The 12,508-nt window shown below is 39.4% G+C and carries 7 protein-coding genes; all 7 read right to left on the bottom strand.

Going from position 1 to position 12,508, the window contains the following annotated elements:
* The 7 genes from HMPREF0106_RS11635 to HMPREF0106_RS11660 all read right to left on the bottom strand — a co-directional run bounded on the left by HMPREF0106_RS11635 (position 1) and on the right by HMPREF0106_RS11660 (position 12,466).
* Positions 1-1,725, bottom strand: a complete 1,725-nt coding sequence (locus tag HMPREF0106_RS11635) for a DUF5108 domain-containing protein (protein ID WP_009040111.1) — start codon at positions 1,723-1,725, stop codon at positions 1-3.
* A gap of 17 nt (positions 1,726-1,742) precedes the next feature.
* Positions 1,743-3,284: a RagB/SusD family nutrient uptake outer membrane protein gene (locus tag HMPREF0106_RS11640; RefSeq protein WP_009040110.1), complete on the bottom strand. Its 1,542-nt coding sequence runs from the start codon at positions 3,282-3,284 to the stop codon at positions 1,743-1,745.
* 13 nt (positions 3,285-3,297) lie between these two features.
* Positions 3,298-6,555, bottom strand: coding sequence for a SusC/RagA family TonB-linked outer membrane protein (locus tag HMPREF0106_RS11645; protein ID WP_009040109.1), 3,258 nt, complete (start codon positions 6,553-6,555; stop codon positions 3,298-3,300).
* 20 nt (positions 6,556-6,575) lie between these two features.
* On the bottom strand, positions 6,576-8,837 hold the full coding sequence (locus HMPREF0106_RS11650) for a fasciclin domain-containing protein (RefSeq protein WP_009040108.1): 2,262 nt from the start codon (positions 8,835-8,837) through the stop codon (positions 6,576-6,578).
* Positions 8,838-8,871: 34 nt separating this feature from the next.
* Positions 8,872-9,471 (bottom strand): hypothetical protein, encoded by a 600-nt coding sequence (locus tag HMPREF0106_RS25440; RefSeq protein ID WP_009040107.1) that lies wholly within the window; start codon positions 9,469-9,471, stop codon positions 8,872-8,874.
* Between the two features lie 18 nt (positions 9,472-9,489).
* Positions 9,490-11,175, bottom strand: coding sequence for a hypothetical protein (locus HMPREF0106_RS11655; RefSeq protein ID WP_032851377.1), 1,686 nt, complete (start codon positions 11,173-11,175; stop codon positions 9,490-9,492).
* A 178-nt stretch (positions 11,176-11,353) separates the two neighbouring features.
* Complete coding sequence (locus HMPREF0106_RS11660; RefSeq protein WP_009040105.1) at positions 11,354-12,466, bottom strand: hypothetical protein; 1,113 nt, start codon at positions 12,464-12,466, stop codon at positions 11,354-11,356.
* Positions 12,467-12,508: the final 42 nt, after the last annotated feature.

Below are 12,508 nucleotides of genomic sequence, written 5' to 3'. Positions count from 1 at the left end.
TTATTCGTCAAATATGGGTTCAAATTCTAAATAATCTAAGTATATACGATAGTCGGATTTATCACTAGCTGCAGGATCAGTCAATATCAGTCTGAATGTGTGAGTAGAGTTTTCTGTAAATTCTATCTCATCATAAATCACATCTTCATAACATCCCAACTTATTGCTTTTAAGAGTAGTGGTTGAACTGGTATACGGTGCACGTGTAACTGAATGTTCTCCGTCAAAGCTAAAAATCATTTGTCCTCCGTTACTTCCGCTGCTTTTTGTTCTAATAAAATCCATAGACGTAGCATAACCAAAGTGTAATGTTACTTTGTATTTTCCCTTGATAATAGACGGCGTTTCCATTGAGATCCAACCTGTATTACCAATGTTCAACATCAGAAAGTCATAATTGCGGGCAGTTTTCCAGTCATTATTCGTCCGAGTAGTAAAATAGGTAATATTATAATATTTATCAAAAGCTCCTGATGGATTCTTTAGTTCATATTCATAACAATTGAGCTCTGAGATGTCACATTTCTTCTCTGCCGTTCCAAATGATTCCTGAAATTTAATCCCCTCCTCTCCATGACCGTCTGCAATCCAGTCTTTGATAGCAGAGAAATTACATACATCAAACAATACTGTTTCCGGTTTTACATCCGCAATCGGCAGGTAAGTGGAAACCTGATGAATATAGCCGTTCTTAGCTTGCAAATTACAAGCGTCTTCCACAAAGACAGCTTTATTTGCTTCGTCCTGATAGTTCAAATAGAATTTTCGATCTTCCTCTTGACTTATTCTTACCACATTTCCTTTGCACGATGTATTCCATATCTTAGAAGTCGCATTTTCACTGTCGAAACTCTGCAAGTTGTTCAAGTCATAACTTCCGGTCAGAATATGATAGGCTACATATTTATACAATGCATTCTCCGGATTAGTATAATCGCTGCTTGCTCCCAACAATTGTGTTAAATCAGCCAGATTATTGACACCTGCATTATGGAAGACATCGTCCGTTACAGCCAACAGTGTATAATTGCGTTTCTGCTTGATAGTTTGTCCCTGATCATTTTTCAGTTCATCATAGATAATGTTCAACTCGGCTCCCCACCCTGTCGCATCTAAAGCGGACTTCAAGAGGGTATAAGGACGTCCGCTTTCGGATATCCGGGCATATACGCTTTCAGTAAGCGGAGTTAACGTATTTCCCAATACATATACGTAACCGTTGGATACCGGATTCGCAAATTCAAGCACATGAGCTTCACTGTTCAGATAAACAGACCGCATACCACCACCGCCATTTTCCGCACTTCCGAATGATACCATCAAAACATCGTCAGAAACGGTTCTTTTAGCTAATGCACCTTCCTTCTCAATAAAAGTTGCTTGATTGATGGTATCTTGTATAATATGATAAGATACCAAATTACGCGCATATTCTGTTCCCAACTCTTCAATGGAAGAAACCCCTCTTCGGGTGTAAAACTCCTGTACGGCCGTATTGTTGGGGACGAAAAGAGTGAAGCGTTGGGTAGCCTGATTCACCGCATTGTATAAGTCCGCATATTTCATGATGTGAATCCATTCGGAAAAGTCTTCCGATCTGCTGGATAAATAAGTTGCGGCAGGCTGTGTGTCGAAGACCACGAAAGTGTCTCCATCATACGGATCATTACAAGCTGCACATAAAACGATGAGCAGCATCCAGTATATTTTTTTTAATTTTTTCATCGTATATCGTTATTTAATTATTCATAATAAGGATTTTGTGTCAATAACGAGTTGTTGAATATATCTTCAGCAGGAATTGGCAGATACCAAGCATTATCGTTATCCAGAACAGAATTCAGCCATTTATTTTCCGCTGTAAGGTTGTTCTCCATAATGATTGCTTTAAAGCGGGCTTTATACTTGAAGTTTTGCTGCTTGCCGTAGCGCAATAGGTCATACCAACGTTTGCCTTCTGCAGCAAACTCCATGTCGCGTTCATCCAATAGCATCTCCAATAACATTTCTTCAGTAGCTTCGCTGATATTGTCCGCACTGACTTCACTCCGTGGGTTTAGCTCTGAACGTTCGCGTATCTGATTAATGATAGACAATGCCTCTGTCCAGTTGGCGGAACCGCCGATACGGATCAGTGCCTCCGCTTTCATCAACATTACGTCTGCCATACGATAGATAATATAATTGGCATCCTGAATGGTACGTACGGCTTCCCGGTCAGCAACTCCCATTCCTGAATATTTCCAGATAATGCCGTTGTCCGGATAGCTAGCATAAGCAGTACCGGCAAATGAACCATAATAAGTGCGGCTTATTTCATCTCCTCTATGTTGTGTGTATTCTTCTATTAAGCGAAGAGTCATCGGCTCAGAATACATATATGAGTCTATTGTAACATCAGTGCCATAAGGGAAAACCTTGGATGGGCTTCCGCTTCCTTGTGCATAATTGGTTTCGTCATATTGTATTTCAAAGATAGATTCGTTACTGTTACCGGGATAGAACATATTGAACCATTGTCCGGGTGTCGACATAAATACTGGTCGCATAGCGGCTGTAGCATTAATTAGGTAATCAGCATACGTGACACATTCTTCGTATTCTTCTGCCCAAAGGCAAGTTTCCGCCATCAGTGCGTACAATGCCCATTTAGTGGCACGCCCTTTGGTAGCCCATGTTCCATCAAATGTTTCTTTGGCAGCATTAGTTGCTAACGCTGCACGTACATCGCTTTTTATCAATTCCAAAATCTCCGTTTCGGATGACTTGGCTACGTCATTAGGCATGGCATCGTCTACGTAGGGCTCGGTAATCAAGGGCACCTCCCGGAAGTTACGTACCAGATACAGGTATGACAGTCCGCGTAGGAAATAAGCTTCCGTCAGATGTGAGTTCATTCTCGATTCATAATAACTTGCATCTTTGTCCATCACGGTCGGTGCATATTTTAACACAGCATTCGCCATACCGATCACTTGGTAGAAGGTACCCCATTGAACTGTTGTCATACTGGGCAGCGCCTGAAAATTCTGAATCAGACCAGTTCCGGTTCCTCTATTGGGGACTATGACGGAACTCCCTCTCAATTCTCCCCAATTGATGATATAGGGAACACAAGCACGCAAACGACTATATCCCTGTGCGAGAATGGCTTCCACATCTTCAGAAGACTCCCAGTACATATCGGTAGATTGCTTATCTTTGGGCAGAATATCAAGCCAATCGCTGCATCCGCTCATCAACAAACTTCCGGATAGTAACAATATAGTAAATATCTTTTTCATATTCGTAGATCTTTTAAAAACTTAAATTAAAGCCGGCAACAAGCTGAATAGAAGCCGGTGTAGTAGCACTATCTCTGGCATATGTATTTTCGGTCTTCACTTCCGGATCCTGACCAGTGTATTTAGTCCAAGTAAAGAGGTTGTATCCGGTGACATATACATCAATATTATTAAATCCCCAACGCTGAATTATTTTCTTCGGCAAACGATAGTTGAACGACAAAGATTTCAAACGCAGATAAGAAGCATCTTCCACAAAGCGGTCAGAGCCCAGTGTGTTGTATCCTTCTCCATAGAGTGCACGCGGAATATCTGTCTGATCACCTTCGTTGCGCCAACGTCTAAGGACAGCCGTACTTTGATTGTCAATTCCGCGCATGGACTCATTGTTTAAACGGGTAGAGTTGACTACATCCTGTCCATAACGTCCGTAAAAAATAGCAGACAGCTTAAATTGCTTATAGCTGACATTAACACCAGCACCTCCGGTGAATCTCGGATTAGAGTTACCTAAATAGACAATATCATATTGGTTGATGACACCATCATGATTTATATCCTCGTAGAGAGCATCTCCGGGAGCTATGGTAGCTGTTCCATTCCGCATCACAATCGCATTGCCGGAAATATCTTTCATCACGTTTCCATCGGCATCACGTGCATATGTGGCATCTTTATTCTGACAAACGCCTTTGTAGCGATAACCATAGAAAGAACCCATCGGACGTCCTTCTTCTCTACGGTATGCATATTCACCATTGTTGAAGGTATAGTTTTCTTCGGTATAGTTATCCGGCATTTCCGTAATCTTGTTCTCGTTGTGGGCGATGTTGAAGTAGAATCCAACACGCCAGTCTCTGTTTTCAAAAGGGACGGCATCAACACGGAATTCCCACCCTTTATTCGTCATCTTTCCGGAATTCATGTAGCTGACTTCATAACCATTTCCATAACCGATACTAGTTGGCATTTTAACTTTCTTTTGCAACAGATCTTTGATATATTTCTGATAGACATCGACCGTAAAGCGGAGTTTCCCTTTTAAGAAAGAAGCGTCCAGACCTGTATTATATTCAGTGGTTGTTTCCCATTTCAAGCGATTGAGCTGCATGGTGCTCGGGGTAATGGCACTCATATCCATGTAATTGTCACCGGAGGCGTATGAACCCAGATAGAGCGAAGCACCGGAGGCAGCATTTCCCGTCTGTCCCAAACTGAAGCGAAGTTTAAACTCATCCATCCAGTCGTTCGAGAAGTCCATGAATTTCTCATCTGCCAGATGCCAAGCGACACCGACAGTAGGGAACAGGCCTAAACGTTCCGATTTACCCATAGTTGAGTTGCTCTCCAAGCCCAAAGAAGCATTGACGATATAGCGGTTCAGCAAAGTATAGTTCATTAAAGCTACCCCATTGATGCTACGTGTCTTAGAATCTCCGGAACTAATTTTACGTACGGCACTTCCGATAGTAGGGTCGGCAAGACCGGAAGAAGCATTACCGGAAGTTTCACTTCCATAGCTGGATTTTGTCGTTTCCACAGTACGGAACACGCCGGTTGCAATGATGCTATGCTTATCATTCCAATTTTTGCGGTAGATCAACTTGTTCTCCGTATTGATGGTCAATTGATCAGAAGAAGTATCCGTACTGCGGTTTGCATTGCTATCAGTCCAAGCAAGTCCGGTAGCTACTTGCGGCAAGAACATACGTCCTTTCGTATTACGGATATTCATGTTGACATTACCCCAGTAGGTTAGTCCATTCAATATGTTATATTCAATATTGAAGTTCATCTTACTTTCCCGCTGGATGGTTTTGTTGACACTCTCATTCGCCATAGCGATAGGATTGTAGTATCGACTTTTCTTGCTGTCAAAAGCCGGGTCTAATGTGGAATTTTCGTTGTGATTGAAATACTGTGAAGTATAATTTCCAGTTTCATCGTCAATATAGTAAGGAGATTTGTTCGGTGCTTTGCGGAAAGCCTCTGTACGTACATTGTAATAGTTATTGTTTCTCGTAGATTGAACAAAAGAAAATTGCGTTGTGAAAATTAGCTTGTCAGAAAACTTATAACGTACATTCAACGAGGAGTTCAAACGGCTGAAGTCAGTTCCAACAGTCGTGCCGCCTTCGTCCAAATAGCCTAAAGAGAAACGGTAAGTCGCTCTTTCGCCTCCACCACTCATAGAAAAAGTATTTTCCCATGATTGCGTATTTCTGCGTACTTCAGACAGCCAATCAGTATTCTGGTTATATTCATTAAAATAAGTCCAGTCCGGCTGATAACCAATCTCCGGAGAATTGTAAAGCATCTGCAAATAGTTGGTAGAGTTGGCAAGGCCAATGTAATTGGCACTATTCCACAGAGCATCGGAAATTAAGGCTGAATATTGATTACCATCCAGCATCGGAATACTTTCCGGTTCAAACTTAGCGGAGAACTTGGAAGAGAAGCTGAAACGCGTTTTTCCCTGCACTCCCTGTTTTGTTTTGATGACCAACACACCATTAGCACCTTTGGTACCCCAAACAGCGGTAGCCGCCGCATCTTTTAAAACCTCAATAGATTCAATATCTTGCGGTGAAATATTCAGCAAGGCGCCCAAATCATCATTATTGATGGTCGAGAAATCTGTATTATCATCAATTTCAGCCGGGTAAGGAACACCATCGACCACGATCAACGGCTCGGAATTGGCGTTCAGTGTACTTCCACCACGAATCTGGATAGAAGCACGTGCACCGGGGTCACCACCGCCTAATACAATGTCGACACCACCCAACTGTCCCTGCAGGGCATCTTCGATAGAAGTGACCGGAGCAATTGCTACCAAATCTTCCATGTTAACTTTCTGTGTGGCAGAAGATTGCTCTCTGGAACTGATACCCATATCGTTTCGTTCAATTCGTTTTCCCGAGATTACCACCTCATTGATTGACTGTGTATCGTCCTTCATGGTAATATTCAATTTAGTCTGACCGTTGTACTTGATTCGTTGAGTTTTCATTCCAATATAAGAAAACACGATGGTCAGATTATTTTCATTTGGTACTTTCAAGTTGTAGATACCGTCCATATTTGTGATAGTACCGCCTAATGAACGGTTTTGGGAATTAAGGATGTTAACGTTCACTCCCACCATAGGTTCTGCTGTCGCACCGAACATCTCGGTCACTTTACCGGACAGGACTTTAACTTGTCCAAAAGCTTCGCCGGCAGTTGCCGCGAATACGATAGCAATCAGTATGTATTTTAATAATTTCATAATCTCTATTTTTCTGTTAATCAAAAGACGTCATCAATCAGGTGGAAACAACCTTCTTCGTATGCAAACGGGAAATAGTTGTAGTCCGGAATCACATGACATTCTTTGTATCCTTCCAACTGGATACTCAGTGAAGTCCCATTATCTGTATAAATCAGTTGTGGCACAGTCGCTCCTTCTGTTTCTGCCGTACGTTCACTCCAATAACGCCCGCTCTTGAAATCAGATCCAATATAAGGATAAGAAGCTATCACATTTTGTTTGGCAGTCATGAAGTATGAGTTCAGATAGTTTGCTAATTTTGCTTTATCAAAGTCACCGGTCAACTCACCATTAGCATCAAACGAAGCGTTAGTTGCTCCCGGAATCCTATTATCCAATAACGCTTGTTTGATAGCTTCATTGGTAGGAATAAATGCGACAAACCGTCCTTTTAAGAAAATATTCATCAGTATTTGATTAGATATAATATCTGTTTGACGCAGTAATTGGGTAAAGCAATAATACGGATAATTCCTGTCCGCACAAATAGCAAGGTTGTAGTTCAAGTCACCACTTTCTGCCATAAATAGCTGATTACAATCAAAGCTGTAGGCACTGCCATTAGAGCCGTCTTTCAGTTTCGTAAATGGGAAGAAGACCTCTCCATTGAATTGAGGATTCAATTGCTGATTGAAAATAGCATTACAAGTAATTTCTCCATCCTTAACAAACCAGAAGTTCCAACTGGACTGTGTAGGGATTACTTTCATTCCATTCTCCGGCAATTCACTTTCCTGACCACTAGGAATGCTAGCAGAATGTAAATACATTATATTCTGTTTGGCAGAACTACTGATTTCTGACCAACCATCATCCCCCATTTCTTCCAATCCTTGAGTACTATAAACGGTTCTGATACCTGAAGCATCAAATTGGTCCGCAGTGGGAACAAGCATAATATATTTCACTAAATTAGATGTGTAAGAGGATATCAGGGAAGAACCTCCCAATGCATAAAGGAAAGAACGCGCATCCCGATATTGGAACAAAGGTCCTACTACAGACGCAAATGCACTCGGTTCCTGAATCTCGTTCATTCCATAAAGCGCACCGTTTACGCACATGATTTTTTCGTTCAACATTGCCGGATTAATATTGATTGGCGAACCGAGCAAGGATTCCAGTTTTCCTGTTCCTATTTCTTCAGGGAATACCAATGAGCCACCATAGATAAACTGGTATAGAAAATAGTTAAGAGCCAATGGATCAACCTCTCCCAATGAAGAATAACCTCCGACTTTCCAGAAATTGTCAAAGAAATGATTAATGGCAGTGTTTGACGGTGCAAAGATGCTGTAAGCGGTAGCAGTCAATAACGTGAAATTTAGATAGCTGCTTGTAGGCCATTCGCAAGCAATGTTCGGCAGACTGTTGTGCTGATATTGATAAAGTGTATCTACTCCGTATGCCGCAGCATAAGAGTCACTTAATGTATTATCGGCAATATATTCACCGAAAGAATCATATAAATTGAAAAAGATAGAATATTCATCTTGTTTCTTCAATTCGGTATAAATTGTTTCCAATGGTTCAATCACCCGGTCAACCGTATGAATATAGCCATTATTGGCAATTATTCCGTATTCTTTTACTGACGCGTTAGATACGTTGAATCCATTTTCTCCTGTCCAAGTAGAGTTAGGATAAAAAGCTTCGTAGTTACTCTTCGCATCAATACCTTTCGTCTGGAAATAGCGATAAGAGAATACCGGCAAATAGCGTTCCAAGTGGTATACCATAACAGAAGAACCTGTAGCAGTTGTCTCAATTGTTGGTGCGTCGCTGCTTCTTGTTCGGTGTTTGTAATACAGACCTGCAGCTACATTCTGCTCTTCTTCTGTTTCTGTGTTTCCCGTCGGACGGAAGTTAACCAGTTTCTCCTTATTATAAGAATAATAAAGTACGTGGTAACCTATTACTTTTTTTACCTCATCGACAGGCATGTCGTTAATAGTGGCATAACCTTTTTCGCTTAGATAGGCTTGGAAAGCGCTATCGTCTGGTGCCATAATAGTTAAGATTGCTTTACCTTCAAGCATTTGCTTGAAACCGGCAATCTCCACTCCTTGTAGGAAGATGGAATAGTTTCCGTGTTCACTAGAACTTAATACTTCCCATGCGTTGTCTGCCACCCAGTCGGGCACTTCGTAGTGCTCGTCCATATTGTCTTTACAAGCTATAAAGAGTAATGGAAGGCATAACAGCCAAAGCATTTTTCGTAAAAATGTTGCGTTTCTCATTGTTTGATAATTTATAAATTTCAAATATATTGCTTTATTCCTCAAAAAATAGTTCAATATCTAATGCATACTCGTGCTCTAGCATATAAGGATAATCAACATCAAATTCAGCATAGAAATCAGCATTAGTATGAGAACCACCGGGTTCATCTCTATTTATTGTTTCATTAAAGAAGACAGTGCCAAGCCCTGTACATTGCGATGTAACAGTTATCGTACATTTATTAAAACCGTATCCTCGTCCCTCATCTATTAATATGGCTAAGTTTATATGATGTCGCCCATAAGTCATATAAAAAGGTTTAGAACGAACAAAATCATCATTTTTTAATAGTAAAACACTTGGATATGAAATGCAGTCGGGATCATCTATCCAATATAAACATTGATCAACCCTATCACCTGTATCGCCTCCATTAGCAGAATCATAATTGTATCTATACCCATTCAAAGTGTTAGCATAGACCCATGATTCAATTTCAAACTTCGTTGTATCTATATTAGCTTCTGCAAACGGCATTGCATTTAATTGGAGTTCAGACGTTTCTATAAAATAGTCTTCATTTCCACATGAAATAGTAGACAAGATTATACAAGGCAGACAAATAGCTTTAAAAAAATTGTACTTTTTCATAATATGATTTATAAGTTATTATTCACCGTATGCATCTTTCCAAGCCTTCTCGTATTCATTCGGGAATTCGAGTGAAAGAGCATAGTTCTCAATCATTGTGTATCCGTTTTCTGCAATCCGGACAGCATCTCCTGCATTATTTTTATTTAACCCCCATTTGTCCTCAAAATCATCAGGTATGCCGTCACCATCCGTATCCATTGGACCAGTTACGCTTACAGCAAATTCTACATCCCAAGTATTGGCAAGAGGATATTGGATTTCTAATTGCTGATTACGGAGAATCATACCTTTAGTACCTAACGAGGTTAATTCATCAATAATAAATGAATCAACATTATCACGTTTGGGTAAAACCGGTCCTACATTGTCCACTACCCAATGATAAGCTTCAGTGGCACTGGTTTTGCCAGAAATTTCCGGATGCAATGCATCCGGCTGACTTAAAAAGTTCATTGCACCACTGCAATAGGTACTCCAATTACCTTGCGTGAGTTCAATCCCGTTTAATGTACCATCTTTATCTTCATCATAAAAATTACCGATGCAATAAGAAGAAAATGTTCCGGTACCTGTTCCACCCGTAAATGGTTTGGTGGGATTCACTTGTTGGTAGGTATCTACTAAGTAATCTCCACTACTACTTATTTGGTTAAAATGATATTTTGTTTCATCCTCAAACAGAGTCTTATCTGTTGTTGACGGATACGCTGTATTTACCCAAGTATAAGCCGGCCCTTTAATAAAATAATTATTTTCAATAACAGTATTGGAATCTCCAGAAGAATCACCTCCCGCATTATAAGCAGCCCCGTTTCCCCAATTATAGACTACATTGTTGATGTATTGATTTAATCCTTTGACTTTGAAGTTACGGGTTTTATTGTCTGCCAACAAATTGCGGAAACAGGTAATTCCACAGTCTATAGAAGTTTGCATTAACCCACCACAGGAGTGATTTTGGCATCCTTGAGCAATGATTGAATTTTGTATGGTACAATTATAAAGAGATTTGGATTGCTTCTCATTGTTGAAAGAGAAATTTTCATCTGTTGCCCATGTAAAAGAACAATGGTCATAAATTTGGTCATGACCGTGAGCTGCTCCTCCTGCATCTATTTCATCAGCACCATCAACTTGTCTGCCAGCACGCATACGTAGATAACGGATAATCACGTTATTAGCTCCACTAGAAGAAACTCTGCCATTATAAAGTACGATGCCAGGAGCAGGAGCTGTTTGACAGAGAACCGTCTGATTACTTAAGAACACAAGTACCTGCTTGTTTAAATCAATTTTACCTGCTACATTGAATACGATAATTCTACCTGGCTGACTGACGGCATCTCTCAACGAACCTGTACCGCTGTTGTTCGTATTAGTTACAATATAAACTTCTCGAGCATTACTAGCACGAGCTCCTTCAGAATTTCTACCATATCCTACTGCGCCCGGAAATGCCCGTGCATTGTCAGCAAAGACAGGAAATGCTGGACCAGAATTTGTATTTCCACCACTTTCTTCCTCCTCCAGATATGAACTGTGAGGATTGATGGCAGGATCTGCATCCTCCTCATCTACAGGTTCTTTATCCACGCAAGCCGCTAACGACGAAAGTGAAAACAAAAAGAAATATAAAATGCTTGTTAAGCATCTCACGGCAATTGGATATGCCTTTCTTTGAAAAGTTGCTGTGTTTCTCATTTTATATAAAATAATTAATAAATACTCATTTGATTAATAAATTAAATTCAAACCTAAAAAATTGTATATCCGTTGTCAAGTATACTTAATTATTTTGCTATTTACGTAATCAGTAGTTGAATATCTATTTTAATATTGATCCTCATCTTTATACGTAAAAATCAAGACTTTTTAATTATTAAGGTACAATGCCCCATTGTGATGCATAAGCATCCTGAATTTCTTTGGTATTGAAACATACAATCTCAATGTTGGGATAATAATCAATAGTAGCATCTATCCCAACTGAAGATTCGTCTAATTCATCTATGGGATACCATTCTGAATATTCTCCGTCATCCCATTCTACTCTATAATAAGCTGAATACCACGAAACTTCTGTTTCGCCAATCATAGTATCAATATTTGACTGTAATTTAGCCCATATACCTGTTATTAAATATAATTTATAGCCAATATCATCACCATTTGGTAATCTTACCATTTTATGCCAACTTACATTATTAACAGCCATTCCATTCCTATCTATAGAAAAGTCTTGTTCACAATACCCTTTATAACAATATTCTTTTTGAGTAGAATTATATACAATTCCAAGAACAAAGTCAATATCAGTTGGCCTAGCTGGTTCAAAAATAGATCTCCATTGATAATAAGTATTAACACTAACATTTCCGTTTACATAAGGACCTGAAGAACCATCGTCGTATGTTTCATCATAAAATCCTAATGTAATATCTAATGTGTAATCATTGTTTTCAGCATAAGGAAAATCTACATCAAATTCAACTATAAAGGCTGAATTTGTGACAGAAGAATCTGCTCTTCTAAGAATAACTCTATCGTAAAGCACCGTACTTGCTTCACCATTCTTTAAAGTTACCAAAGCATTACATAGTTCAATCGGATATATATATGATTTACCATCATCAATTTCTATATTCAATTTAATTCGATGTTTTCCGAAAGGTATCACAAAATTACCTTTTACATTTTTTCCACTTTGTGGATAAAGGCATCTAGTATGACCTTCCTGATTATCAATATATACAAAACACTCATCTACATGATCACCTGTATTATACTGATAATCAAAATAAGGTTTTGTGAATAAGTTCAGATTAACCATACATGTATTATCACTTGCCTCATCACTTAAAAGTCCTTGCTGCGCATCTCTTTGCATCAATGCAGTCCCTTCATATTCCATAAAGCCATTACCATCACATGAGATAACAAGCAAAGGAATAATTAAAAATAACATCGATTTAATAATTTGTTCTTTTTTCATGGTATTACATTTTATTAGTTCATTAATTGAAACAATAGTCGA

Origin of the sequence: Bacteroides sp. D22, from assembly GCF_000163675.1 — a bacterium.
Lineage (GTDB): Bacteria > Bacteroidota > Bacteroidia > Bacteroidales > Bacteroidaceae > Bacteroides > Bacteroides xylanisolvens.
Note: the sequence above shows the minus strand (reverse complement) of the source record. Positions and strands in the feature narration are given on the sequence as shown.